Here is a 24,860-nt window from a genome sequence, read left to right as displayed (position 1 = left end):
CTGCCGCCCGCAAGCGGCCGGGCTTTGCGCCAGGCCAGGCGGTAGTCGGGCCTCTCATCAGCGTCTCCAACGGCGCCTCCCGGGCCCGGTGACACTACCCCCCAGGTCATCCGTTCGACAGGGGGGAACAGTCATGCCGGGCCCGGAGGCCAGCGGTCCTCTTGCAGGACCGCGGAAAACATAACGGGGGGGCCGGCCACCGGAGCGACTCCGAAGCTGCTGCCCGGCACCCGCCGCACCTCCCGCGTGGTGACGTACGAGGAGCAGATCCTCGCCGAGGACCTGCCGCAGTTGATCGTGATCGCCGGCGCCGAGCCCATCGGTGACGTCACCGCGAAGGTGATGCTCGCGCACGCCGCCGAGGCGATGGGCATGGTCGCCGCGGAGACGCTCGCGGGCGCGGAGACCATGGAGTTGGACTATGTGATGATCCCGCGGTCCACTTTCTGTCAGCCGCAGATCGCCAGCTCCGGTTACACTGAGGCGCAGGTGAGGGAGAAGGGCTTCGATGTCCAGGTGGCGAAGTTCCCGTTCACCGCGAACGCCAAGGCCCACGGCCTGGGCGACGCGAGCGGCTTCGTGAAGCTGATCAGCGACGCCAAGTACGGCGAGCCCCTCGGGGCCCATCTCATCGGCCCCGACGTCACCGAACTCCTCCCCGAACCTCACCGTGCACGAGGTTGCCCGCAACGTCCACGCTCACCCGGCATGCAGGTGTTCGCGTAGCGATGTGCCGCCGGCGAAGCCGACTTGGCCGACGATCTCGTCCACGGGCAGGTCGGTGGTTTCCAGAAGATGTCGTGCCCGGTCGACGCGCTGCTGGATCAGCCAGCGTCCCGGGCTCGTGCCCACCTCTTCGGTGAAGCGGCGGGCGAAGGTGCGCAGGCTCATGTGGGAGTGCTCAGCGAGGTCCGTCAGCGTCATGAACTCCTGGAGGTTCTCCAGGGCCCACTGGCGGGCGGCGGCCGTACCGGTGACGGTTGTTTCGGGTACCGGGTACTGGATGTACTGCGTCTGCCCTCCGTCGCGCCATGGAGGGGCGATGCACATGCGGGCCACCTGGTTGGCGACCTCACTGCCGTGGTCCTTGCGAATGAGGTGCAGGCAGACGTCGGTCATCTCCGAGGGTGAGTTCCTGCACTCCAACGTCGTCCCGACTCCTGGGACCCGTGGGATCGCCGAAGGCCACATCTTCCGCTTCCAGGGCGGGAAGATCGCCGAGCACTGGGATGTGCTGCAGGCGGTGCCGGCGACCACGGCCAACGGCAACGACATGTTCTCCACGGTCAGTCGGCCGCGAACCGAGGCGCCAGGGCCCGCGCGGCTCACCGCGTACAACAAGAACTTGGTCACCGCGTTCGTCGACCGGCTCCTGGTGAAGAAGGACCTGTCCGCCATCGACACCTACGTGGGCCCCCGGTACCACGAGCACACCCCGGACATCCCCGACGGTCTGGCGGGCGTGAAGGCCGGGCTGGGCGCCTACTACGCGCAGGTCCCGCAGCTGAGGATCACCCCGAAGCGGATCATCGCCGAGGGCGACCTGGTGGCCGTCCACAGCCACTACGTCGACACACCGGGCGAGCGTGGCCGAGCCGTCGTCTTCAGGGTGCGGGGCGGAAGAGTCGTCGAGTACTGGGATGTCGTGCAGAGCGTGCCGGAGACCTCCGCCAACGGCAACACGATGTTCTGACAGCCGTCGGGGCACCGCGACCGCCGCCCGGTGGTGCGGCGCTCACCCGGGGGAGGCGGTCGGGCAGAGCCTCGTGAAGGCGACGCAGCAGCTGGCTGGCTTGCCGATCGGCGGCGCGGCGGCGCGCGGGTGACTCCTCTCCCTCAGCGGTTCGCCGCCCACAGCGGTGAGCATCAGGGCCCGCAGGTCGGTGGAGCTGTCCTTCTGAACGCTGGACTTCTTCGTGTGAAGCGGGCATCACGGGTGCTCGCCCAGCTGTGCCGGGGGCCGGGCGAGTCGGTTGGACACGACCGGAGAGTTGCCCGCTCTTTCCCGCAACGTCCGGCCACTCCGTCGGCCCATACCCTGGAACCTGGTCCCGTGCCTCGAGACTACGACCCCCAGACAGGTGCGACCCGGGGCAAGGTCATCCTGGAAACGTCCTGGACCCTCCCGGGCGGGTAGAGGGAGACCAGGGGAAATCGGTCTGGCTGCCTGCTCATGGCGTTTCTGCCTGGGGCGGGGTGAGGTCGGGCGGGTAGCCCTTGGCACGGAGCCAGGTGTCGAGGGCTAGGGCGACGATGTCGCCGTGGGGAACGTCGTGCTCGGCGTTGTAGCGGCGGATGCGTCGCTGGAGTTGCAGCATGTCGGGGACGGCGTAGTTGAGCTGTCCGCGTTTGATGTGGCGGTTGCCGATGACCGCAAGAGTGTCGGGATGAGGAGTGAGCGGATCGTCGGCGGGCTCGGACTGCGCTTCTAGTGCGTCGGCTACGTCGCGTAGCCGACGGGCGTGGTGGGTGAGGTCGGGCACGAACGTTGCTCCGGTCGGTCCGGCTAGGCGGCTAGTTAGCCGCCTATTGGGCTATTGGAATAGTCGGCGGGAGGGGCGGCCGCGCACTCAGTGAGCCAGCGGCCGCCCCGTGTGCCGTACGGTGTGTCAGAACCCGCGGGTGGTGAGCCATTCGTCCAGTGCGACCGAGACGATGTCGCCCATGGGCAGGTGGTCGAGTTCGTTGTCCAGCGCGAAGCGTTTGATCCGCTTTTTCAGCTTCAGCGCAGCGGGGACCGAGGCGTCGAGACTCTCGCGTGCGATGATGCGCTGATTGAGGACGACCGCCACCTCGGGGATGTCCTTGGGACGCCCGGGCCCCTGCTCCCATGACGTCCCGTTCGTGGGCGCTGCATGCGAACCGGCGTGGTGCTCGTACTGCGGACCGGGCGCTCCGCTGCTTACCGGGAACGCCGTACTGGTGGCAGCCGCCACAACCGCCTGGCGTAGGGCCATCTCACTTCCCTGAACCGGCGCGTTCTGCGAAACCTGGTCGGCCGACTGTGCGGGCTGGAGCGCAGGTGCTGCTGGTCCGGGAGCCGGGGCCACCGGCGCCACCTGCCGCTTCATTGCCTCCCCAGCGGATTCCGTTCCCGCCTCGGAGGCGACGACGGCAGGATGAGCCGGCTGACCGGCGGCCGGCACCGGGCCGCTCGGCGTGACCTCGACGGTCGGCTGGGCGGAGGTCTGCGCCGATGCCTGGACGGGAACGGCGGGGGAAGCGGGCTGAGCCTGCGGCTCGTTGGCGGGGGGAGGGCCGTCGTCTTGGGCGGCGGCCTGTTCGGCGGCGAACTGCTCGGGCGTGAGCTCGGCGGCCGGGGGAGGGGGCGGCGGGGTCGTCTTCTTGGCCCCGCCCAGGGCACGCCCGCCGGTGCGGCGGGCTGGCGGCTTCGGCCGCTCGTTCTTCTCGCTCATGCCTGGGTCAGCTCCTTCATCAGGTTGGCGTACTCGCTCAGTTCGGTGGGGATCTCGCCGAAGGCCTCCATGTAGTGCACCCAGGAGTGGATGGTGGTCTCGGCGAGGGGGAACGGCTCGTCGCGGTCCGGGCCGATGCCCTCGCCCGCGGCGGGCTCCAGCAGCTGGTCCTTCGCCCGGGTGGGCAGGCTGGTGCGGTCGTCGGCCTTGACCATCACCACGTGGGCGGTCACGTCGTGGTCGTTGCGGGCGGCGGCGCGCTCGGCCTCGTCGAAGGTGGCCACGAGCTTGCGGCGCTCGATCTTGGTGGGTGCGACTGGCACGAGCAGCAGGTTCGCCTCGGTAACAGCCTCGTGGAAGATGCGGGCGCTGCCGCCGCCGGCGTCGACCACGATCGCGCCGAACTCGGCACGCTTGGCACGGATGTACTCGGCGATGTCGTCGAAGGGGTACCGCTCGACCACCAGGTTGGCCGGGATCTCGAAGCCCTCGGCCTGGGCGACCTTGAACCAGTCGTAGGCGGACTGGCTGGTGGCGTCGGCGTCCAGCAGCAGCGTCGGCAGGTCGAGGACGACGGCGTAGTAGAGGGCGATGAACCAGGCCGAGGTGGTCTTGCCGGTGCCGCCCTTGAGCATGCCGACGACGATGACGAAGGCGTCCCAGGGGCTCGCTGTAGCAGCGGCCAGGGTCTTGATATGGGTGTTCTCACTCACGTGTGCTTGATCTCCTGAATCGGGAAAGGTTCGTTGACTTGCGTGCATCGGCGAGAAGGCCGACGCACGGAGGCGGCTGAGTACGGACGGAGGAGGGGCTCGTGCTGCAGGGCTGGATCCGGGATGGCACGCCCTCGGTCCCGTGTCCTGCCGGACCCAGCAGGGGACACGTGCTCGGGCGCTCATGACCGCTTCCTCGGGGCGCGGGCCGGGCCGTGGTTGTGCTTGGGCCGCATGCGGGTGCCCGCCTGGTGCAGGAGCCGATACACGGTGGCGATCGAGTAGTTGCACTCCTCCGCGAGGTCCGGGACCGTGGCGCCGGCCTCGTACCGGGCCCGCAGGGACAGCGCGAGCTTCTGCCGCTCTGCAGCCCGCGCTGTAGCGCGCATCCGCAGCGTCTGCTGCGTGGTGCGCACGCTGCCGCCGGCCTCGATCAGCAGACGCCGGGCACCACGCCTTGTCTCGCCCGCCGTTGCGGCGAGTTCGGCCAGGGTGGCCCCGTGCTCCTCGTACAGCGTGCGAAGGCGAGCCGCGAGGCGCTGGCGGGCTTGCGTGTTCTGGCGCATCCTGCGGGTCTGCCAGGAGGTGCGCATGACGGTTCCGGCTTCGTGCAGCCGGTTGAGCACCGTGCCGTACGACAGGCCGCTGGCGGCAACGAGTTCGTCGACGGTCGCACCGGCCTCGTACCGCTTGCGTAGATCCTCAGGGGCCACCGGCTGGCTTTGGGCAGGGCTGGTCGGAGGGTGTTGTCGGTTCATCCGGCGGAGTTCCATTCGCTGAGGGCTTCGGCATGGGCGGCGGCCAACTCGTCGTAACTGCGCTGGTCGGCAGAGGTGATGAGGATCAGGCGGCCGTCGGTGGCGACCCGCCAATCAGGAGCAGCACGGCCGGTGGCCGGGTCGAGGACGCGCCCGTCCGGGGCGTGCCACGTCGGCGGGATCTCGTCGGGGCGTGGCGCGGGGACCAGCACTCGGCGGCCGTCGCGGACGATCACCACAGCCTTGGTGCGGTGCTCTGCGAGCCGGTCCAGTGCCTCTCGGTACGCCGCGCGCTCGACCGCGTGCAGGGCCTTGCGCCGGGCCGCGACACCCGCAGTACCGTGGTGCTCGGCGACCTTGTCCCAGCCCTGTGCCGCCGCTGCGGCGAGGCCGGTATCCGCGCCCGGGAGGCCGTCACCGAAGCCCTCCAGGGCACGTGGCGCCAGGGCCCAGGTCTCCCCAGTGTGCTGGACGAGGCCGTGGCCGGCCAGGCGGCGCATAGTCCTATAGGCGGTGGCGCGGGAGACCGAGGAGGTACCGACGAGCTCGGCGACTGTCTGGTGGGGGCGTTGGTGCAGGGCGCTGATGAGCATGAGGGCGGCGCTGCCGAGGCCGTGGTGGGCGAAGGCGTCGTGGCCCATCAGACGGCCGAGGACGGTGGAGTCGATGTCGGCCGTGCTGGCCGTCTCAGGGGTGGGCCACTCCTCAAGTGCCAGGTCGGGGGGGAACCGAGTGGTCCAGAAACGAGACAACGGAGCAGGGGCACCGTGACCGGGGGCGCTGCCGTAGTCGAGGTACCAGGTGGAGCCCTCCCGGCCGTGGCCGACCCGCAGCCGGCGCAGCCAGCCCTGCGGCTTGAGAACCGATTCGTAGACCGCGCGTAGTGTGGTCCGGGAGATCCCGGCTTCCTCCGCGGTCTGCCGTTCACTGGCGTGATGCAGCGGGCCGCCCGCGATCTCGGCGAAGTTCAAGTGTGCCCGCAGCACCCGCAGCGCGGTCCGTCCCCGCTCCCCGCGCCAGGGCGTGGTCTCGATGCGGTCGCGCAGCGCGGCGAGCACCTCGTACGCGTCGTGCCGGGAGCCCAGCGCCCTGGTGGTGCTGACCACTTCCGTGGCGTTGGCCCAGACCCGCCGGATGTAGTCCAGGGCGCGCGACTGCCCGGACCGCAACGCGATGTTGCGGGCGTGCCGTCCGCCTTCGTGCTCGGGGTGCAGCAGCAGCCGGGTCAGCTGGTCGACGGTGCCGCCGGCGCGAGCCACGTGGCAGGCGATGGCCGCGGTGATCCGGTGCCCGTGCTCAGCCGCCCCCTGGCGATCCGCGCGCAGGACCAGGCTCTGGCCGTCGGAGGCGAGTCGGCTGTAACTGCCGGTGGCGTAGCGGCCGGTGAGGTCGCCGAGCAGAATGAGATCGGTCGCGGCCGACGGCAGTCGGGCGTATTCCAAAAGGCCGCGGAATTGGGTGGAGTTTCGTTGAGAGAGGGCGTCATGGGTGCTGTTTGGCACGGTGGGGTCGTCTCGCAAGAACGTGGACGCCACCCAGGCCCGCTAAAACCACGGGTGGTGTCCAGAACCGACCTCCATCGGCGCCAGCAAGGTCCCCAGGATGGCCGTCCTGGAGGCCCTCGTAAGCCTGGCCCCGAGCGGAGGCAGGCGTCCCCATCGCAGCTCGACCGAGGTCGAAACGGAGCCCCGCCAGAGAGGCCCACTGGTGATCCACACCGGCCAACTCAGGTCCCCTAGAGGCCTGTTGCAGAGGCTGTTGCCTCTGACTGCCTCTGAGCGACCCGGGTCGAACCGGGGTCGAATCAGAGCGGTTTCCTCTGACTGCCTCCGATCGCCTCCGCAACCCGTCCTAGCAGGTCATAGCCTCATCGCCCCCACACAAGCGCAGGTCAGAAAGGTGCGCTAGCTGTACCACTGGTTCCTGGCGAAGGCGGTCATGTGAGGCATGGGCGGTCCCGTCCCTGTCGGCGGGGCGTCTTCGCCCCGCGTGCCGTGGTTGGGATCAGGGTCCTGACGGGTGTCGTTGCCGCGCAAGGCGGCTTCTGTCAGGCGGAAGCGCCTTTACAAAGGTACTGGTCAGGGCCTTGCCGTGCGCCTCGCTTTATCACTGGCGGCGGCTAGGGAGCACCGCCGCTGGGTGGATCACTCCTGAGGCGGCCGCTGATGGAATCGGCGAACACGTCCAATCGCGGTGCTGCCGCGATTGTCCGTGCATGGAACTCTTGTTGATGAACGCGCCAATTTTTTGCCGGTTCTTGAGCGGTACACCGGCAGAAACTCGCATCCTCGCAGTTCAAGACCGGTCAGTGCTGTCGCAGGGGCGTGCCGGGTCGAATCCGGGTCGAATGGGCCCGTCCTGGCGTACCTGGCTGGGTTACCGCAGGTCAGGCGAGCCGCAGGCAGAATCAATCCGCGCGGGGAGAAGTGGACGACGGCACGGCACAGCTGCCGGTGTGCTTGCAGAGGTGGGTTGGACAGAGGGGCGCATGGGCGTTTGCGCGCGGCTCTCACTGGCAGCCTCGGCCCCGATCAAGTGCCGGCATGGTCGTTCGATCGCGCCGTTGGCGATTGGCCAGCTGGCTTCGAGGGCGGTGTCATAGTGGAGCTGGTCGACATGGCCGGTGAGCTGTCGGGGCACAGAGACATCGACGCCCTCGCGCTTGTTCTTCGCCGGCTGTTGCCGGTCTGGTGGGTCGCTCCAAAAAGTTGTTCGGTCGATGCGTAGACGTCAAGAAGCCGATAGTCGTAGACCGTGGGTGCACGGTGTCGTGCCGGAGAAGGACCCTCAGCGGGCTACGACTTGGCTCTGACCAGCCCGGTGTCGTACGCCGTGATGACTGCGTGGATGCGGTCGCGGGCGCCGATCTTGGCGAGGACGCGGCCCACCTGCTTCTTGACGGTGGACTCGGTCAGGACGAGGCGCTCGGCGATCTCGGTGTTGGTCCAGCCCTTGCCGATGGCGACGAGGACTTCGCGTTCGCGGTCGGTGAGAGTTGTGAGGCGGGGGTCCTTGGCGGGTGGGGTGTCTGCGGGGGCCAGGACCCGGTGGGTGTAGGCGTCCAGGAGGCGGCGGGTGAGGCGGGAGGAGACGACGGCGTCGCCGGTGGCGACCGCGTGGATGCCGGCGACGAGTTCCTCGGGGCGGGCGTCTTTGAGGAGGAAGCTGCCGGCGCCGGCGCGTAGGCCTTCGTAGGCGTACTTGTCGAGGTCGAAGGTGGTGACGATGAGGACGCGGGTGCGGCCACCGGCGGCGATGATGCGGCGGGTGGCCTCGATGCCGTCCATGCCGGGCATGCGGATGTCCATGAGGACGACGTCGGGGCGGAGTTCGGCGGGCATGCGGACGGCCTCGGCGCCGTGTCCGGCCTCGCCGACGGCTCGCCTGGTCCCTCCAGAACGATGAACGCGTCACCGTCAAGGACCGTATGAACGTCCGCGAGTTGACGCTTGAAGCGATCGGTGGGGAGCGCGGGGCAGGTGGGACTTTGCGGACACCCCTGGGCTCTGTCGTGCGGATCAGGCCGGCTGTGGTCACGGCGCCTTCCAGCCGACCCGAGCGGCGCTGGACGCCGGCGCCTCCACCGGCGGCTTCACCGACGTACTGCTGAGGTCAGGGGCCGCGCATGTCGTCGCCGTGACCGCGCGGCGGCACGGCGAGCACTGCCCTCCAAGTCGGCTACGCACTTCGCCAGCTCGTCGCTGAACGTTCGGAAGAGACGGACGGTTGGCGTTTCCGGGGATCCGGCACCGCCGATTCCGATCAGCTTCTGCTTGCCGGCGACTGCGCGGCGCGGGGCGGTCGCTGGGTGGTCGTCGTCCGCCGTTGGGCCGTCTCCGGCAGGCGGTGGGCCTGTCGGTCGACGCCGGTACTCGTGCTGAAGATCCTCGCCATACCACCGGCTGACCAAGGCCGTGACTGGTGGGTCCCCGTTCTGTGACCGGCGTGTTCGGGACAGCAGGGGGCGCCGTACTGGGGAGAGGCTATCTCACCTAGAACTAAACCGATCCGTACAGTACATTCACGTTCGTGGGCGACCTGGCCACACCTCGCGTCGGCAGGCCGACCGCGGATTCGGGTGTGCGGACATCTGTGTCGAGCAACCAAGGAGCTGAGCGCAATGGCAGTGCGAGCTCGGGAGTGCAAGCCCGAACGCTGGACGGCACGCGCATCGATGCTGTCCCGCAACGTCGCGGCAGTAACCCACTTGTTGTTCATGCGATATGAGTCGGGAAAGGCATTCGTGGACGTCATGACCAAGCTCGTCGGCAGATGGAGACCAGGCGCGTACGCATCGCAGGGAGGCGGAGCCGTCCGGATCTGGCAAGCGGTGAGTCGGCGCGGGGTTCGTCCGCTGGAGCGGCTGCTCCAGCGGGCCCGGCCCTGCGGAGTTCGGATGATTTTGGAACTCGAAGGCAGGGAAACCCTGCTCACGATTGAAGTATCGCGTCGGATGCCGGGCCACCGCACGTGAACGCGCAGTGAGCACAGCCATGACCTGCCCACTATCGGTATGGCCCCGGGGGGGTGCCTCTATGTCTTTCGTCAAGCGAGGCGTGGGGTTCGGGGTTCGTAGAAGGTGCCGTCGCGGAGCATCGCGAACAGCACGTTGATCCGCTGACGGGCCAGGCGGAGAAGTGCCTGGGTGTGGGTCTTCCCTCGGGCCCGGCATCGGTCGTAGTAGGTGCGGGAGGCGGGATCGTGCAGTGCGGCGAACGCCGACAGGAACATCGCCCGCTTGAGCTGCCGGTTGCCGCCTCTGGGCGCATGTTCGCCATGGATCGAGGTTCCCGACGACTTGGTCGTCGGTGCCAGGCCGGCGTAGGAGGCGAGGTGAGCGGCGGTGGGGAAGTTGGTTCCGTCGCCGACGGTGACCAGCAAAGTGGCGGCGGTCCTGACCGCGACCCCCGGAATCGAGGTCAGGACCGCGGAAAGAGGGTGAGCCTCCAGCAGCTGTCCGATCTGCGCTCCCAGTGCTCGTCGCTGTTCGTGGACGGCCGCGAGCGAACGGGCCAGCGACGGGATCACCACGTCGAGGGTCCCGGTGCCCGGGACCACGACGGTCTGCTCGTCGAGCGCGTCGAAGACCTCGTCGATCAACCGCTGGGCCATGCGCGGAGCCTTGGGCCGGATCACCTCAACGAGCCTGCGGCGACGGGCCTTTCGCAAGCTGGCCGGGGAGCCGTAGCGTTCCAGCAGCCAGGTCACCGCGGGGTGGTCCAGACGCGGGCCAAGGACGTGCTCCAGGCTGGGATGGAACTGGGTGAGCAGGCCGCGTATCCGGTTGGAGGTGCGGGTTGCCTCGGCCGCCAGGTCCTGATCGAAGCCCACCAGCACGGTCAGTTCTGCAGTGATCTCGTCGGTCAGTTCCAACGAGCGCAGGGTGTGCGGCACCGTCCTCGCGGCGTCGGCGATCACGGCCGCGTCGCGGGCGTCGGTCTTCGCCTCGCCCGGGTAGAGATCGGCGATCCGTCGCATGGACAGGCCGGGCAGGTAGGCGACCTTGCAGCTGGCGTCCCGGGCGACGGTCAAGGGCAGGGCTCCGATGGAAGCGGGCTGGTCCACGATCACCAGGACGGTGCCGAACTTCGCGGCCAGCTTGTCGAAGGCGGCCCGCAGTTTCGGCTCGCTGTTGGGCAGCTGCTTGTCGAAGACCTTCTTGCCGGCCGGGGTGAGGCCGTGCCCGTGATGGGCGCTCTTGCCGACGTCCAGGCCGAGGAAGACGCCCACGTCGTCGATGTCGCCCAACCCATCCTCCCGAACGGGGTTCGCGCGGTGCTGGCCAGGGCGTTGGCGTCGTATGCGCGCATCCACGTTATGCAGACCTGCCGTCCGCAAGCGGCCAGGCATTGCGCCAGGCCAGGCGGTAGTCGGACCTCTCATCAGCGTCTCCAACGGCGCCTCTCGGGCCTGGTGGCACCACCCCCCAGGTCATCCGTTCGACAGGGGGGACCAGCCATGCCGGGCCCGGAGGCCAGCGGTCCCCTTGCAGGACCGCGGAAAACATAACGGGGGGGGAAGTGACCGAGCCGCCGGGCTGTATGCGTTTTTGCACCGGTCTACCGCCCGCCGGGCGCGCGTACGGGCAACAGTCGGTGGTCACCCGTGTAAACATTCATCGATGATCCACGGAGGAAACCGACCAGGGTCATGCCGCTCTCGGCAGCCAGGTCTACGGCCAAGGAGGACGGGGCGGAAACAGCGGCGAGCACTGGTATGCCTGCCATCAAGGCCTTCTGCACGAGCTCGAATGAAGCCCGTCCGCTGACCATGAGCACGGTCTCGCGCAGCGGCAGCCTGCCCGAGCGCGTGAGGCACCCGACGACCTTGTCGACGGCATTGTGCCGCCCGATGTCCTCACGCAGACACAGCAGATCCCCGTCGGCGGTGAACAGGCCTGCTGCGTGCAGGCCGCCGATGCTGTCGAACACCTGTTGAGCAGCGCGCAGCCGGTCCGGGAGAGCGGACAGGAGGTCGGGCCCGAGCCGAATCTCGTCCTCGGCCACGCTCCACGACGCCGTGGTGCGAACCGCCTCGAGGCTTGCCTTCCCGCACAGCCCACACGAGGACGTGGTGGAGAAGTTCCGCTCCAGTGACACATCAGGCAGAGACACGCCGCCGCGCAGCAGGACGTCGACCATGTTGTACGTGTTGGAACCGTCTGCTGTCGCACCGGCGCAGTAGCGAATGCCGGCGATGTCGGCGGGGTCCCGGACGACCCCTTCGCCCACCAGGAACCCAGCCGCCAGGTCGAAGTCGCTGCCAGGAGTGCGCATGGTCACCGTCAACGACCGGCCACCCACCCGGATCTCCAACGGCTCTTCCACCGCCAGCGTGTCCGGGCGGCTGGAGGCCTTGCCGTCCAGGACCCGGACCACAGGCCGCCGAACAGTCACTCGGCCCATGCGGACGCCTGAGGCACAGCCGGCTCCAGCCGGACAACGATGCTCTTGGACGTGGGTGTGTTGCTGATGTCGGCGACACTGTCGAGCGGCACCAGCACATTGGTCTCCGGGTAGTACGCGGCGGCGGACCCCGGGGTGGTTGGGTAGGCGATCACCCGGAAACCAGCCGCCCGGCGCTCGACCCCGTCATGCCAGACACTGACCAGATCGACCGTACTGCGGTCGACCAGTCCCAGCTCTGCGAGATCCGAGGGGTGGACGAGAACGACTCGGCGCCCGCCTGTGATGCCTCGATAGCGGTCGTCCAGGGCGTAGGGGACTGTGTTCCACTGATCGTGCGAGCGCAGGGTCTGCAGGATCAGATGCCCCTTCGGCGCCCGAAGCGCCATGAAGGCGTTGCGTGTGAAGACGGCCTTGCCGCTGGGCGTACGGAACTCCCGCCGGTTCACCGGGTTGGGCAGGCGGAAGCCCCCCCGGTTGCCGCACGCGGTCGTTGAAGTCCTCGAAGCCGGGCACCACGCGAGCTATACGGCCGCGTATCGAGTTGTAGTCGGCCTCGAACTCCTTCCAGGGAATGTCCGGCTGCCGTCCCAGGGTCAGGCGCGCCAGTCGGCTGATGATGGACACCTCGCTGAGCAGGTGTTCGGAGGCCGGAAGGAGCCGGCCGCGGGTGGCGTGCACCTCGCTCATCGAGTCCTCGACCGTCATGAACTGCTCACCGCTTACCTGGACGTCGCGGTCGCTGCGACCCAACGTGGGCAGGATCAGCGCGATCCGGCCGCAGACGGTGTGCGAGCGGTTGAGTTTGGTCGATATATGTGCGGTCAGGCGGCAGCTGCGCATGGCCCGCTCGGTGGCGTTGCTGTCGGGGGCCGCCCGTCCGCGATCGCCGTGCCCCGCCCGAGGACGCCGCGCACCTTCTGCGGGTGCCTGAACCGCATCAACCCGGCCTCGGGCAGCGGGTTCACCGCAATGACCTGGCCGCCCCGGCGCTTGGTCTCCTCAAGGGCCGAGAGCATACGCGGGTGGTTGGTGCCGGGATTCTGCCCGACGACGAAAACCAGATCGGCGGTGTGGATGTCGTCCAGACTGACGCTGCCCTTGCCGGTCCCGAGGGTCTCGTTCAAAGCGGCGCCAGTGGACTCGTGACACATGTTGGAGCAGTCCGGCAGATTGTTCGTGCCGAAGGCACGGGCGAAGAGCTGCAGCAGGAAGGCCGGCTCGTTGGCCAGCCGTCCCGAGGTGTAGAACAGGGCCTCGTCCGGACTGCTCAGGGCACGCAGTTCGCCTGCGATGAGCCCCAGGGCCTCGTCCCATCCGATCGGTTCGTAGTGGTCCGAGCCGGGGCGCCTGACCATGGGCTCGGTCAAACGGCCCTGCTGATTGAGCCAGTAGTCCGACATCCGGGCCAGGTCGAAGATCGAGTACCGCCGGAAGAAGCCGGCGGTCACCCTCCGCGAGGTGGCCTCGTCGCTGATGTGCTTGGCACCGTTCTCGCAGTACTCGTTCCGGTGGCGCTCCCCGGCACCGGGCTCCGGCCATGCACAGCCTGGACAGTCGAACCCGTTCGCCTGGTTGATGTTCAGAAGCGTCAAGGCCGTACGTCGTGGGGACGTCTGCCTCAGGGCGTATCGCAGGGCATGCCCGACGGCCGGCCCCCGTCGCCCAGGTCATGGGAGCCGTGACAGACAGGTTTTCGTCGCCCGGATCGTCCATGCTGGCCATCACGTCGCGCCCTTCACTCACCGCACAGTCCGGTGATGTTCTCAAGGTCTCGGCGCGATTCCGACTCTTCTGCGCCGAGGTCACGGTCAAAAAGCATCTGCAATCAAGGGGGGCCGTGATCAACAGCAGCCCTCATGTCCGGCAGGTCCTACCGGAGAGGGGCCTACGCGGTGTGCAGGGAAGGGCGGCAGCCCTCACCCCGCCTCGGACAGGGCGAGGGCTGCCGCGTCTCGCAGTTCGGATGGCGACACGGAGCCGGGGACGGGCGGACCCCAACCGCCAAGACCACGGCCTCGGACGGCGCCGCGCCCCGCAGCGGCCAGGGAAGGGCCAACGCCCCTGGCCCGCGCTCCGTGTTCCTCCTGGAACTACGCCGCCTGGCCGTTTGCGATCACTAGGCCAAGCGAGACGAGAAGCTCCTGCACGAGCGAGGCCGTGTCGGAGTCCACCAGTTCGCCCTGGTCGTTGAAACGGTTCTGCGCGTGGAAGACGATGACCTCCGGCTTGACGACGACACGGGAATCGGTCCAGAGGAACATCTGGCGAAGGCTGAGCTGAGCTCTCACGGAGCCGAAGTTGGTGGGCGCCGCCCCCATGACCGCGACCGGCTTGGCAGCGAGAGGCGACTTCCCGGTGCTCACCCAGTCCAGGGCGTTCTTGAGCACGCCAGGAATTCCGTAGTTGTACTCGGGCGTGGCGATGAGGAGCCCGTCCGCCTCGGTGATCCGCCGGCGAAGCTCCGCGACTGCGGCGGGGGGCGCTTCGCCGTCCTCGTCCTGGTTGTACGGGGGGATGTCGGCGAGGTCCTCGTACACCTCGATACGGATGCCCTCCGGTGCGAGCTGCTGAGCCGCGCGAAGCAGGTACGTGTTGTACGAGTCGGTCCGGAGGCTTCCTGAAATAGCGAGGACGGTGAGCGCCTTATCTGTCATGATCTTGAACTCCTCAACAGGTAAAAAGTTTCCTTGGGATAGAAATCCGGCGTCGTCATGCCGCGCGGAAGAGCGGCGTATATGGCCGCAACGAAAACGTGCACTATGAATCGGTCACAGATTCATGGGGCGCGGACCCGGCCGCAGGGAGGCTGGAGGTTCGCCTGCGCGCAGGCCGAGGATGCGGGCCTGCGGTTGAAGTCTGCGGACGGCCCACGATGTATCCGCATGGAAGCCGGTCAGCCGAGGCTCCTCATCGATGCGCCGGTGCCGCCCAGCGCGCACACGTCCGAGGAGCCTCGTCGGCCCGTCTCGGGCCTGATCAGGAGGAGAAAACCTCACGGCTCTGTGTCGTGTACCCGTCCAACCTGCCGAGGTCTCGCGGATGTCACATGGAGCTTCGCAGATTCCACAGCTCGGGGAAGAACCGGTGGTTGACGATCGAGCGCAGCCAGGCCACGCCCGAGGTGCCGCCGGTTCCGGGCTTGAAGCCGAGGATCCGTTCGACCGTCACCAGGTGCTGCATCCTCCAGGTCGTGAACGCCGCCGCGACCGACATGAGGTGCTCGCCGAGCTGGTACAGCTTGTCGTCGACGTCGCCCTTCTTGTAGATCTCCAGCCAGGCCGCCTCAACGGAAGCGTTGGGCTGGTAGTCCTCGGTCACGTCGCGCTCAAGATAGGCTTCGTCGATTTCGTACCCATGACGGGCCAGCAGCCGGTTCGCCGTGTCCCAAATGCTGGGCGCCTCGTACACCGCCAGGAGGTCGGGGTAGATGTGGGGAACGCCCTTGTGCGGCTTCAGCATGTGGGCGTTCTTGTTTCCCAGTATGAACTCGAGCGCTCGGTACATGTAGGACTGAAATCCTGACGATGTCCCCAGGTAGTCACGGAACGCGTTGAAGTCGTTGGGTGTCAGCGTGTCGATCACCGGCCAGAGGCCGGTCAGAAGTCCCTCGATCCGCTTCACACGATGCAGCAGCTTGAAAGCGGCGCCGAACTCGTCGCGCTCCAGATGGGCCTGGGCCGCTCGGACCTCACCGACGGCGAGCTTGAAAAGGAGCTCCATGACCTGGCCCGAGACATAGAACGTCATCTCGTGATGGACGTCGCTGCGGGGGTGCTGCAGGGAGAGCAGCGTGTCGATCGACTGGTAGTCGATGTACGGCGTGCTGCCGCCACTGAACTCGAGCATGGGCTTGCCCCCGGTTGCCTCGGCAACGGCGGCTCGCTCGGCCGCGGTGGCAATGTCAAGCTTTCTGGGCTGTATTTCCATACCATTCCTCACTCTTCTTCTGGACGAGACTGCCGAGCGGGCTGTCCCAGCGGCTCAGGTCATGGACGATGTCGAAGTGATTGCGGTCCGGTGCCTCCAGGCAGGAAACCGGATTTCCGACCGCACTCCACGCCTCGGCGAGCCGACGGCTCTGCGCCTTGAACGCGTCTGTTTCGTTTTCTCCCCAGGCAACGATCGCAGGAAGACCCTGGGGGGCGCCGCCCAGCTGCCGAAGCGGACTGTTTCGGTGAGCAGTCTCCCAATCCATGCCGACGGCCTTGTTGATGTAGGTGTCGATGAGTGGCTCGAGATCGTAGATGCCCGACAACAGCACCAGGCCACGGATGATGTTCGCCGGCAGACCCATCGATGACCAGTCCGTCAATGCGGCCATCGCAGCCAGATGAGCACCTGCCGACGACCCGGAAACAACGATCCGTTCGGGATCGATACTCAGGGTCGAGTGGTTTCTGTACACCCAGGCGATGGCCCGTCGAACCTGCGCGACGATCTCGTCGAGGCTGAACTGCGGGGCAAGCCCGTAGTCGACCGCAATATACGTGACGTCTGCGTCTGCAAAACCAAGCGCCGGGAAAGAGGAGTCCTCTTTGCTGAGGTCCTGCCAGTAGCCACCGTGGATGAAGATGTGGGCGGGTGATCCAGGCCGGGCACGGAAAACGTCCACCGTCTCACACGGAAGATCGCCGTAGAAGTGGCTTATGGGCGGGAGTGCGGACCGGGCCTCCAGGCTCTGCTGACGATAGTCGTCGATGAGACTCGACAAACTCTCCACCCGAGAACTCGGGGAGTACTCCCTCTCGAGTACAGACCATTGCTCGGACAACGGATCACCACCATCAGGTGTGTTGGATTTCGTGCACTGCTCGGCGTCGGCCGGCCCGCTCCCCGAACGGGGACTTCGCGAGGCCGGCGGTCGCGGCTACTTGATCGGTCAGCCCTTGGCCAATTCCACGTCCACCGCGGCGGCCAGCGCCCTGGCGGCACGCCAGCAGTCGTGGAAGGTGCAGTAAAGCGGCGTCGGCGCGAACCTGATGACATCCGGCTGGCGGGCGTCGGTGACGACTCCCCATTCCTCGCTCATCGTGTTCCTGACCTCCTCCGCGTCAAGCCCGATCAGCCGAACCGACAGCTGCGCACCTCGCCGCTCGGGGTCCCGCGGAGTGATGATCTCCAACGGGCGGCCATCGCTTGCCTCGTCCAGCAGATCCTGGAGGTAGCCGGTCAGGCGGATGCTCTTTTCACGCAGCGCATCCATGCCTACTTCATCGAAGATGCGCAATGAGGTCAATACGGGTGCCATGGCGAGAATCGGGGGGTTGGAGAGCTGCCAGGCGTCAGCGGTGTGAACCGCGTCGATGACGGGCTCCATGCGGAAGCGCGTGTCGGGGTTGGTGCTCCACCAGCCGGAGAGCTTGGGGATGGACCGGTCTGCCAGGTGCCGGCTGTGCACGAATGCTCCGGCGACCGCTCCCGGCCCTGAGTTCAGGTACTTGTACGAGCACCACGCGGCCCAGTCGACGTTCCACTCGTGCATCTTCAGAGGCACGTTGCCGACCGCGTGCGCCAGGTCCCATCCGACCACTGCTCCGGCTTCGTGGCCGGCACGCGTGATCGCCTCGATGTCGAGGTACTCGCCGCTGTAATAGTTGACCGCGCCGAGCATCACCAGGGCCACCTTGTCACCCTCGGTCGCGAGGAAGTCGATGACATCCTCACTGCGCAGCGCGTCCTCTCCCGGACGGGGCGCCAGCCTGATGACGTCCTTGTCGGGGTCGTAGCCATGCAGCGCCACCTGGCTGCGCGCCGCGTAGCTGTCGGACGGGAAGGCGGCGTCCTCGATCAGGATGGCCCGGCGCTCAGGGGTGGGCCGGTAGAAGCTGATCATCAGCAGGTGGAGATTGACCGTGAGCGTGTTCATCACGACGGTCTCTTCCGGCTGAGCCCCTACAAGGCGAGCGGCCGGCTCGCGCAGCAGGGCGTGGTAGGAGACCCAGGGGTGCGTACTCGCAACGTGTCCTTCAACGCCCAGGCGCGCCCAGTCGTCGAGCTCCACTTGCAGGTCTGCCTGCACGGCTCTCGGCTGAAGACCGAGAGAGTTTCCGGCCAGATAGGCCACCTCGCCCGACGGGTGACCAGCGGGGATGTGGAACAGGTCGCGGCGCGTGCGCAGGCTGTCCGAGCTGTCCAGGGCGAGCGCCGCCTCTTCCGTCGACCAGGGCCGAGCGTCTGGTGCCATTTCACTTTGCCTTCCAGTAGGACGCCCGACTGGAGGGGCTCCAGCGGGATCGCTTGACATGGCCCATGTGTACTGTACGGTCTAGTTGCTGTCAACCGCTGGCGAGGCCGACGGAGGACCTTCGAGCGGAGAGGCAGCCCGAGCCAATGCGGTGGCCGCAGGGCAGCTCGACGACGCCCCCAACGTGGACATGCCGGGGGCTGAGCGGCCCAGTACCGCACCACTCGAGACCGACGAAAGGAATGTCATGCCATTTCACGGTTATCACCACATCACCACCACCGTCACCGGTGGACGGGCTGACGTGGACTTCCATGTCGGACTGCTGGGTCTGCGCATGGTCAAGAAGACGGTGCTGCTGGATGGCAACCGCCCCTTCTACCACCTGTACTACGGCAACGAGCACGGCGAGCCGGGGACCCTGCTGACATCGTTCGTCTTCGGCCCTGATCGTCCCGAAGGGAAGCGGGGATCCGGGCAGGTCAGTTCCATCGCACTGTCTGTACCGGCAAACAGCCTGAACTTCTGGTCCGACCGGCTGGCAGCCCACGGAGTAGCGGCGACCGAGTTTGAGCTTCTCGGTGAACGCCGCATCTCGTTCAATCACCCGGACGGCATCAGCTACCAGCTGGTGGGAGTCAAGACCGACGATCGCCTTCCGTGGACACGCACGGACGTGCCGCAGGCCGCTGCGGTGCGCGGCGTGCACAGCGTGACCGTCTGCACGCGCGAGGTCGACGAACTCGCCATGTTCCTGGGCGAAGGCATGGGCCTGGACTCGATCGACACGGACGGAAGTGTCAGTTCCTACTCCATGGCCGAAGGCCGGGCCGGGCAGCTGCTCGAAGTTGATCACCAGCCCGAGGAGCCGCAGGGATCCTGGGGCTACATGAGGAACACCATTGATCACGTCGCGTTCGACGTCAGGTCGACGGACGCCCAGATGACGTTCAAGGACCGGCTCGAGTCGATGGGCTTCATCGACGTCACCGAGCCGCGGGACCGCAACTACTTCTACTCGGTCTACTTCCGTACGCCGGCCGGGGCAATGTTCGAGGCGACGCGCAGCCACCCGGCAGGATTCCTGAAGGACGAGGAACTCGACGAGCTCGGCAGCTGCCTTCAGCTGCCGGCCTGGCTCGAGGAGAAGCAGCCAGAGCTGCTGGAGAGGCTCCACACTCTCGAGCCGCTCGACTGAGCGCGCCCTTTTCATTCCTCCTTCCCGCAGCATCCAGTGGGCAGTACTGCGACGCTGCGGGATCAACACTGCCCCCTGGCAGCCCGGAAGAAGCAGTGGCGCCGAAGGGGCTCCTGGAAGTTGAGGACGGATCGGTCGCGGACGTGGCAGATCCCTGCCTTCCACGACGGCGAAAAAACCCATCCCGCTCGCGGAACAACCGGCACGGACCTGCCCGTCACTGTCGTTCAGCTTCCCAGCCCGCCGAGGCAGCCGCCTTCTTGGGTGCTGCCTTTCATGCAACTCAGTGAAAGGCCATGCGCATGGCACGGAATCGCATTGATGTGCATCACCACGTGATCCCGCCGGTTTACCTGCAATCCCTGAAGGAAGCCGGAGTCGACAGTCCGATTGCCGGAGTCGACTACCCGCGCTGGACAGCCGACGCCGATCTGGAAGTGATGGACAGGTACGGCATCCAGACCGCGATCCTTTCGATCACCGCCCCAGGCGTCGGGTTCACGGGTGGCCAGAGTGCTGCCCGGATCGCCCGCCAGACAAACGAATTCATGGCAGAACTCATCGAGAAGTATCCTACGCGATACGGTGGTTTCGCCCTCATCCCGCTGCCCGATGTCGATGCGGCTCTCGCAGAGATCGACTACGCACTGGGCAGCCTCGGTCTCGACGGTGTCGGGCTGTTCACTCACTATCAGAGCACTTACCTCGGCGATCCTGAATTCGATCCGATATTCGCCGAACTGGTCAACCGCGGTGCCGTTGCCTTTGTCCACCCGACCATACCGCCTGCCGCCGACCAGCCCGGATTCGACCTGCCGCCCTCGCTCTACGAGTTCCCGTTCGAGACCACGAGGGTCGCGGCGAATCTCCTCTACAGCGGAACGCTCGACCGGTACCCGGAGCTGAAGCTCATCCTCTCACACGCAGGCGGCGCAGTTCCCTATCTCGCGCAGCGGCTCACTTACGCTTCGACGATCGCGGCTTCGGTCGCATCCCGGGAGCCCAAGGACTTGATCGGCTCCCTCCGTCGCCTGTACTACGACACCGCCATGTCCGCCAATCCCCATACGCTTTCCGGGTTGAGTTCGTTCATCGGGACTGAAAGAATTCTGTTCGGCTCGGACTTCCCCTTCATGCCCGAGTCGACAACCGCAGAGACCGTCTCCGGCCTCGACGCATTCTTCAACGACGAGGCTCTTGCGGATATCAACCGCAATAATGCGGTCGCCCTGTTCCCTCGCCTGTCCAAGATCCAGGGTGATGCTGCCGTTCCGTCTTCGGCCGATCGCTCAAGGACGTCTTCATGATGGCGACCCCGCTGTCGGACTTCCCCCCCGGAGAGATCTCGCTGCTGCCCACCCGGAACATAGTCTGGGGTCCTGGTTCGATTGATTCGCTTGAGCGGATCCTGCGCCGCTGTGGCGCGTCCAGGGCCCTAGTGCTCACCACCCGGTCACTGGTCAAGCAGGGCTCCTTGCTCGCCGCACTCGAGGAAGCCTGCGGTGAGCTGCGCGTTGTGACCTTCGGGGACGTCAGCGCTCATGCGCCGCTCGACAGCATCATCGCTGCCGAGGCACAGATCTCCGGTCTCAACGCCGACGCGGTGATCAGCTTCGGGGGCGGGTCGGTCATCGACGCGGCCAAGGCCGTTGTCGGCCGTATGATCGACGCCGGCCGGCGTCCGCCCGTCCACGTCGCAGTCCCGACCACGCTGTCCGGCGCTGAACTGGCCCACTTCTACGGCGTCACAGAACAGGACCAGCAGGGCGGAACCTTCAAACGGAGCTTTGCGCGAGAGGACGTCACTCCCGCGGCAGTGGTCTATGACGGCCGGCTGACTGTGGCGACTCCTGAGACGCTTTGGGCCGGGTCCGGGCTGAAGGCACTTGACCATGCCGTTGAAGGCCTCCTGTGCGGTGAACGACACCCCGTCGTCAGCGCGCTCGCGGAACTGGGCGTGCGCCGTATGGTCACCGGTCTTGGTGCGTCACTCGATCCTGAAGCTGTCGACCTGAGGCAACGCTGCCAGATCGCCGCCTGGGAGTGTTACGTCGCCCCTGGAGCCGTCACACTCGGACTCAGCCATCGTATCGGCCATATCCTCGGCGGGACCTACGGAATCCCTCACGCCCTGACATCAGGTGTCACCCTCGGCGCCGTTATGAGGGCCATGGCGAATACCACTCCGACAGCGCTTGCATCCATAGCCCGGGCACTCGATACGAATTCCTCGTTGGACTTCTCGCAACCCAGCGAGCACACGCCGCTCTCCGCTTCGGCGCTTTGGGGCGCCCTTGTCTCATCACTGGGGCTACCAACCTGCGTAGACGACCTGGGCATCGCGGAGAGCGAGTTGCCGAGGATCGCTCACCTTGTGCTCAGCCGGTATCCACAGGCTGTGGCGCAACTGGGAGACGATGGACCACGTCGCCTCAATACTCTGCTTCGAGAGATGTGGTACCCCGGCGAAAAGCAAAACCGACGGACATCCTGAAGCGCTGAGACCGAGTGGTGCGATGCGACGTCCGTTCTCCGCCTCAGAAGGGATATCCAAGATCACCGGCCACAGTATGTGATGCATAGGTGACAGTCAGACGAGCAGCCGACTGGCGCGGACTCCGGCTAAGCTTGCCACCACTGAGCCGAGCTCCCTGTCGCGCGTTCTCCCAAAGGTGAACGATGACGGACGACGAGACAAAGGCGCACTCCCGGCCCGGCGCGGAGAAGACAACGGGAACTGGGCCGCGCGGACATCGCGGCCCTGATCCTCGTTGTTCCGGAGGAATGATGCCGCAATCCGACAGTCAGACCACGCACGACCAAGGGCGGCAGCTCGAGGGTGGACTCGCTCGGACGCTCACGCCCCGCCAGGCCACGATGATCGGCCTCGGCTCAGCACTGGGTACTGGCCTCTTTCTCGGCTCACAATCGGCAATCGGAGCAGCCGGTCCCGCCGTAATTCTCTCCTATCTTGCCGGGGCGCTGCTCACCGGCATCATCATGCGTGTTCTGTGCGCGATGACCATCGTCCATCCCGTCCGCGGGACCTTCGGCGTGATCGCCCACAAGTATCTCGGGCCCTGGGCCGGATTCCTCATCCGGTGGTTCTTCTGGGCAGCGGCCACCGTAGCCATAGGGGGCGAGCTCGTGGCTTCGGCCGTCTACGTCCGCTACTGGTGGCCACAGGCACCGATGGTGGTCGTCATCGCGGGCCTGGCGGCTCTCGTCCTGGGTATCAACCTGATCAGCGTGAAGTCATTCGGTTTCCTGGAGTTCTGGCTTTCCAGCGTGAAGGTGACCGCTGTCCTCGTCTTCATCGCGGCAGGGCTCCTGATGGTGTTCGTCGGGCTTCCGGACACACCCCCGACGGGGCTAGGCAACCTCACCGCCGGCCACGGCTTCTTCCCCTACGGGGGTTCGGCCGTGTGGGTGTCGATGGCCATCGTGATGTTCGCGTTCGTCGGTTTCGAGACGACGGCGATCTCGGCGGCGGAAGCAGCCGACCCCATTCGCTGTATTCGCACGGCGACACGAACACTGGTCTGGCGGCTCGGCTTCTTCTACGTCATGTCCATCGCCCTCGTCGTCACGCTGTTGCCGTGGCACAAGGCCGCCGCCGCGGGCGGCGGCATCGACGCGAGCCCCTTCGTCCGGGTCTTCGCCGACATCGGCATTCCCGCCGCTTCATCGGTGACGAACATCATCGTGCTGATCGCGGCGGTGTCCTCTGCCAACGCCACCCTCTACGCCAGCAGTCGCTTCCTTCACTCCCTCGGACACGACAAGCTCGCTCCGGCCCTCCTCGCCCGGGTCAACAAGCGAAACGTGCCCGTCCCCGCGTTGCTGGGCTCGGCTGCGGGCATCGTCGTCGCGGCGGTGCTCGCAGCCTTCGGCGTCAGCGGTGTGTTCGACATCCTGGTCTCGATCGCGATCCTCTGTGTCTTCCTGGTATGGCTGCTGATCCTCGCGTCCTTCCTGGTCTTCCGGCGTGCGCACCCTGCCGATGGGGAACCCTCGATTCGCGTATGGGGCGGTGCGGCGACCGCCTGGGTCGGGATCGCGGGTGTTCTCGCCGTCATCGCCACAGCTGTGAACGTGCCTGCGATGCGACAGGCCGTGGTGTGCGGAACGGCCTTCGCCGTGGCACTGCTGGTGCTGTACGCCCTACGGCTCCAGCCCCGGCTGAGGTCGCAATAGCCGGCAGACCCGAGCGGAGAGGATGCGGGTGCAGCCCCGAAAGGAGAAGAGGCAGGGGCTCAGCGCAGGTAGATCCGGTCAGGGTCGACGGTGTCGCGCAGCAGGTTCAGCTCTGTGGTGGTCGGCGGCTCGATGACGGCGAGGTCGTCGGCCACTTCCAGGTCCCAGCCCGTCGCGTCGTGTCCCTGATCCACGGTGACGCCGGGGTGAACCGCTGTGAGGCGCAACTCCTCCCCGACGCCTTGGCGGCTCAGGATGCCCAGCTCTGTGATGACGCGGGTGACACCTGCGCCCAGCGGCCGGATGCCGCAGGTCCGCAGCGGATTCAGTGACGTGGTCGTCGCGGGTGGGGTCGAGGTGATGAGCGCGGCCCCGTTCTACACGCACGAGGGCCGCTGGGGCATCACGGGGCCCGGCCTGCAGCTACATGACGCCCTCGCGCGGGGGCGCGCCACCGCCGGTGGCCAGAGGTATCCGGTTCCCGGCGGCATGATCGAGACCGCGGAGAACCTGAGGCGCGAGTTCGGCATCAGCAGGGCCGACCAGGACGCCCTCGCTCTGCGCTCCCAGCAGCGGGCGGCGAAGGCACTCGAGGCGGGTCTGTTCAAGGACGAGATCGTTCACGTCATGGTCCGCGCCAGGAAGGGGGAGTCGGTCGTCGACACCGACGAGCACCCCCGGCCCGACACCACTGAGGAGCAACTCGCCGCGTTGCGACCCGTCATGGCCAGGACCGACCCGGAGGCGACGGTTACCGCCGGGAACGCCAGCGGTCAGAATGATGCGGCTGCCGCCTGCCTGGTCACGACCGCCGAAACCGCCCACCGGCTCGGAGTGCGTCCGATGCTGCGCCTCGTCTCGTTCGCCCGCGCCGGTGTGCCCGCGGCGACGATGGGCCTCGGTCCTGTCCCCGCCATCCACACGGCGCTGGAGAAGGCCGGCCTCAATCTGGCCGACCTGGACCTCGTCGAGCTCAACGAGGCCTTCGCGGCCCAGGTCCTGGCCTGTACTCGCGCGCTCGGCCTCACCGCGACCGACCATGAAGAGCGCATCAACGTCAACGGCTCCGGCATCTCGCTCGGTCACCCCGTGGGCGCCACCGGGGCGCGTATCCTCGCCACGCTCGCCTGGGAGATGCACCGCCGGCAGGCCCGCTACGCACTGGAGACGATGTGCATCGGCGGAGGCCAGGGACTGGCGGCCGTCTTCGAACTCGTGACGGGGTAGCGGGGCGCCGGCCGGAGAACGGCATCGGTTCACCCGGTGCACGACTGATCCGGGCCGTGCCGGCGAGGCCTGTACCGAACTACTGGCAGTCCCCGGCCAACCAGAGCCGGTCGCTCCGGCTTCGTCGTGTCGGTGCGTACGGACGTGAGCCCAGTCCGGCCCCCCGCCCGGCAGAACCGTAGTCGGCCCGCCCTTCACCACCGCCCGCCGGTCACGCATCTCGTCCTGGTCTTCGCCGAGTGCGGCGGCGAGATTGTCG

At 67.1% G+C, this 24,860-nt stretch carries 17 protein-coding genes and 6 pseudogenes; 8 read left to right on the top strand and 15 right to left on the bottom strand.

Features of this window, described 5'->3' with window-relative positions:
* Positions 1 to 318 precede the first annotated feature (318 nt).
* A pseudogene (locus ACZ49J_RS35370) lies at positions 319 to 706 on the top strand (dihydrolipoyl dehydrogenase); the annotation flags it as partial.
* Here the strand turns inward: ACZ49J_RS35370 and ACZ49J_RS35365 are convergent.
* A pseudogene (locus ACZ49J_RS35365) lies at positions 700 to 1,113 on the bottom strand (GlxA family transcriptional regulator); the annotation flags it as partial. The pseudogenes ACZ49J_RS35370 and ACZ49J_RS35365 sit on opposite strands and share 7 nt — an antisense overlap.
* On the opposite strand from ACZ49J_RS35365, the gene ACZ49J_RS35360 reads away from it, so the two are divergent.
* Complete coding sequence (locus ACZ49J_RS35360) at positions 1,004 to 1,693, top strand: nuclear transport factor 2 family protein (RefSeq protein ID WP_467454662.1); 690 nt, start codon at positions 1,004 to 1,006, stop codon at positions 1,691 to 1,693. The pseudogene ACZ49J_RS35365 and the gene ACZ49J_RS35360 sit on opposite strands and share 110 nt — an antisense overlap.
* Positions 1,694 to 2,171: 478 nt before the next feature.
* On the opposite strand, the gene ACZ49J_RS35355 is transcribed toward ACZ49J_RS35360, so the two are convergent.
* The 6 genes and pseudogenes from ACZ49J_RS35355 to ACZ49J_RS35330 form a co-directional block, all read right to left on the bottom strand.
* On the bottom strand, positions 2,172 to 2,483 hold the full coding sequence (locus ACZ49J_RS35355) for a hypothetical protein (protein ID WP_467454644.1): 312 nt from the start codon (positions 2,481 to 2,483) through the stop codon (positions 2,172 to 2,174).
* Between the two features lie 126 nt (positions 2,484 to 2,609).
* The gene (locus ACZ49J_RS35350) at positions 2,610 to 3,416 is read right to left on the bottom strand and encodes a hypothetical protein (RefSeq protein WP_467454643.1); all 807 of its coding nucleotides are present in this window, start codon (positions 3,414 to 3,416) and stop codon (positions 2,610 to 2,612) included.
* Positions 3,413 to 4,129 (bottom strand): ParA family protein, encoded by a 717-nt coding sequence (locus ACZ49J_RS35345; RefSeq protein ID WP_467454641.1) that lies wholly within the window; start codon positions 4,127 to 4,129, stop codon positions 3,413 to 3,415. The genes ACZ49J_RS35350 and ACZ49J_RS35345 overlap by 4 nt, the downstream gene beginning before the upstream one ends.
* Positions 4,130 to 4,311: 182 nt before the next feature.
* Positions 4,312 to 4,902: a helix-turn-helix domain-containing protein gene (locus tag ACZ49J_RS35340; RefSeq protein ID WP_467454640.1), complete on the bottom strand. Its 591-nt coding sequence runs from the start codon at positions 4,900 to 4,902 to the stop codon at positions 4,312 to 4,314.
* Entirely contained in the window at positions 4,884 to 6,329 is a 1,446-nt protein-coding gene (locus ACZ49J_RS35335) for a helix-turn-helix domain-containing protein (RefSeq protein WP_467454638.1), read from the bottom strand. The genes ACZ49J_RS35340 and ACZ49J_RS35335 overlap by 19 nt, the downstream gene beginning before the upstream one ends.
* Before the next feature lie 1,353 nt (positions 6,330 to 7,682).
* Positions 7,683 to 8,264 (bottom strand): annotated as a pseudogene (locus tag ACZ49J_RS35330) (response regulator); the annotation flags it as partial.
* A gap of 178 nt (positions 8,265 to 8,442) precedes the next feature.
* On the opposite strand from ACZ49J_RS35330, the pseudogene ACZ49J_RS35325 reads away from it, so the two are divergent.
* Positions 8,443 to 8,526 (top strand): annotated as a pseudogene (locus tag ACZ49J_RS35325) (SAM-dependent methyltransferase); the annotation flags it as partial.
* A 906-nt stretch (positions 8,527 to 9,432) separates the two neighbouring features.
* On the opposite strand, the gene ACZ49J_RS35320 reads toward ACZ49J_RS35325, so the two are convergent.
* The 7 genes and pseudogenes from ACZ49J_RS35320 to kynU all read right to left on the bottom strand — a co-directional run bounded on the left by ACZ49J_RS35320 (position 9,433) and on the right by kynU (position 17,979).
* The gene (locus ACZ49J_RS35320; protein WP_467454637.1) at positions 9,433 to 10,635 is read right to left on the bottom strand and encodes an IS110 family RNA-guided transposase; all 1,203 of its coding nucleotides are present in this window, start codon (positions 10,633 to 10,635) and stop codon (positions 9,433 to 9,435) included.
* A gap of 311 nt (positions 10,636 to 10,946) precedes the next feature.
* Positions 10,947 to 11,792: a formate dehydrogenase accessory sulfurtransferase FdhD gene (gene fdhD / locus ACZ49J_RS35315; RefSeq protein ID WP_467454635.1), complete on the bottom strand. Its 846-nt coding sequence runs from the start codon at positions 11,790 to 11,792 to the stop codon at positions 10,947 to 10,949.
* Positions 11,780 to 13,517: pseudogene (locus tag ACZ49J_RS35310) on the bottom strand (molybdopterin-dependent oxidoreductase). Before ACZ49J_RS35310 ends, fdhD begins: the two are co-directional and overlap by 13 nt.
* 368 nt (positions 13,518 to 13,885) lie before the next feature.
* Positions 13,886 to 14,449: an NADPH-dependent FMN reductase gene (locus ACZ49J_RS35305; RefSeq protein ID WP_467454634.1), complete on the bottom strand. Its 564-nt coding sequence runs from the start codon at positions 14,447 to 14,449 to the stop codon at positions 13,886 to 13,888.
* Positions 14,450 to 14,837: 388 nt separating this feature from the next.
* Positions 14,838 to 15,722 (bottom strand): tryptophan 2,3-dioxygenase, encoded by an 885-nt coding sequence (locus ACZ49J_RS35300; RefSeq protein ID WP_467454633.1) that lies wholly within the window; start codon positions 15,720 to 15,722, stop codon positions 14,838 to 14,840.
* The gene (locus ACZ49J_RS35295) at positions 15,697 to 16,515 is read right to left on the bottom strand and encodes an alpha/beta hydrolase (RefSeq protein ID WP_467454632.1); all 819 of its coding nucleotides are present in this window, start codon (positions 16,513 to 16,515) and stop codon (positions 15,697 to 15,699) included. Before ACZ49J_RS35295 ends, ACZ49J_RS35300 begins: the two co-directional genes overlap by 26 nt.
* A 159-nt stretch (positions 16,516 to 16,674) precedes the next feature.
* Positions 16,675 to 17,979 (bottom strand): kynureninase, encoded by a 1,305-nt coding sequence (kynU, locus tag ACZ49J_RS35290; RefSeq protein WP_467454631.1) that lies wholly within the window; start codon positions 17,977 to 17,979, stop codon positions 16,675 to 16,677.
* Positions 17,980 to 18,226: 247 nt separating this feature from the next.
* On the opposite strand from kynU, the gene ACZ49J_RS35285 reads away from it, so the two are divergent.
* The 4 genes from ACZ49J_RS35285 (at position 18,227) to ACZ49J_RS35270 (ending at position 23,374) form a co-directional block, all read left to right on the top strand.
* Entirely contained in the window at positions 18,227 to 19,177 is a 951-nt protein-coding gene (locus ACZ49J_RS35285) for a VOC family protein (RefSeq protein ID WP_468351468.1), read from the top strand.
* Positions 19,178 to 19,473: 296 nt separating this feature from the next.
* The gene (locus ACZ49J_RS35280) at positions 19,474 to 20,484 is read left to right on the top strand and encodes an amidohydrolase family protein (protein WP_467454629.1); all 1,011 of its coding nucleotides are present in this window, start codon (positions 19,474 to 19,476) and stop codon (positions 20,482 to 20,484) included.
* A complete protein-coding gene (locus tag ACZ49J_RS35275; protein ID WP_467454628.1) occupies positions 20,481 to 21,671 on the top strand; it encodes an iron-containing alcohol dehydrogenase in 1,191 nt (396 codons plus the stop codon). The genes ACZ49J_RS35280 and ACZ49J_RS35275 overlap by 4 nt, the downstream gene beginning before the upstream one ends.
* Before the next feature lie 185 nt (positions 21,672 to 21,856).
* Entirely contained in the window at positions 21,857 to 23,374 is a 1,518-nt protein-coding gene (locus ACZ49J_RS35270) for an amino acid permease (RefSeq protein WP_467454626.1), read from the top strand.
* A gap of 59 nt (positions 23,375 to 23,433) precedes the next feature.
* On the opposite strand, the pseudogene ACZ49J_RS35265 reads toward ACZ49J_RS35270, so the two are convergent.
* A pseudogene (locus ACZ49J_RS35265) lies at positions 23,434 to 23,682 on the bottom strand (3-oxoadipate--succinyl-CoA transferase subunit B); the annotation flags it as partial.
* Here ACZ49J_RS35265 and ACZ49J_RS35260 point away from each other — a divergent pair.
* Entirely contained in the window at positions 23,678 to 24,601 is a 924-nt protein-coding gene (locus ACZ49J_RS35260) for an acetyl-CoA C-acyltransferase (protein ID WP_467454660.1), read from the top strand. The pseudogene ACZ49J_RS35265 and the gene ACZ49J_RS35260 overlap by 5 nt on opposite strands.
* The last annotated feature ends 259 nt before the right edge of the window (positions 24,602 to 24,860 follow it).

It is taken from the genome of Streptomyces sp. NPDC030840, assembly GCF_055572015.1.
This window is presented reverse-complemented; position numbering and strand designations above follow the sequence as displayed.

Bases quoted from the DNA above. Each gene is read 5' to 3' on its own strand.
- ACZ49J_RS35360 (WP_467454662.1), top strand. From the start codon at position 1,004: ATGTACTGCGTCTGCCCTCCGTCGCGCCATGGAGGGGCGATGCACATG.
- ACZ49J_RS35350 (WP_467454643.1), bottom strand. From the start codon at position 3,416: ATGAGCGAGAAGAACGAGCGGCCGAAGCCGCCAGCCCGCCGCACCGGC.
- ACZ49J_RS35340 (WP_467454640.1), bottom strand. From the start codon at position 4,902: ATGGAACTCCGCCGGATGAACCGACAACACCCTCCGACCAGCCCTGCC.
- fdhD (WP_467454635.1), bottom strand. From the start codon at position 11,792: ATGGGCCGAGTGACTGTTCGGCGGCCTGTGGTCCGGGTCCTGGACGGC.
- ACZ49J_RS35305 (WP_467454634.1), bottom strand. From the start codon at position 14,449: ATGACAGATAAGGCGCTCACCGTCCTCGCTATTTCAGGAAGCCTCCGG.
- ACZ49J_RS35300 (WP_467454633.1), bottom strand. From the start codon at position 15,722: ATGGAAATACAGCCCAGAAAGCTTGACATTGCCACCGCGGCCGAGCGA.
- kynU (WP_467454631.1), bottom strand. From the start codon at position 17,979: ATGGCACCAGACGCTCGGCCCTGGTCGACGGAAGAGGCGGCGCTCGCC.
- ACZ49J_RS35285 (WP_468351468.1), top strand. From the start codon at position 18,227: ATGCCATTTCACGGTTATCACCACATCACCACCACCGTCACCGGTGGA.
- ACZ49J_RS35280 (WP_467454629.1), top strand. From the start codon at position 19,474: ATGCGCATGGCACGGAATCGCATTGATGTGCATCACCACGTGATCCCG.
- ACZ49J_RS35275 (WP_467454628.1), top strand. From the start codon at position 20,481: ATGATGGCGACCCCGCTGTCGGACTTCCCCCCCGGAGAGATCTCGCTG.
- ACZ49J_RS35270 (WP_467454626.1), top strand. From the start codon at position 21,857: ATGACGGACGACGAGACAAAGGCGCACTCCCGGCCCGGCGCGGAGAAG.
- ACZ49J_RS35260 (WP_467454660.1), top strand. From the start codon at position 23,678: ATGCCGCAGGTCCGCAGCGGATTCAGTGACGTGGTCGTCGCGGGTGGG.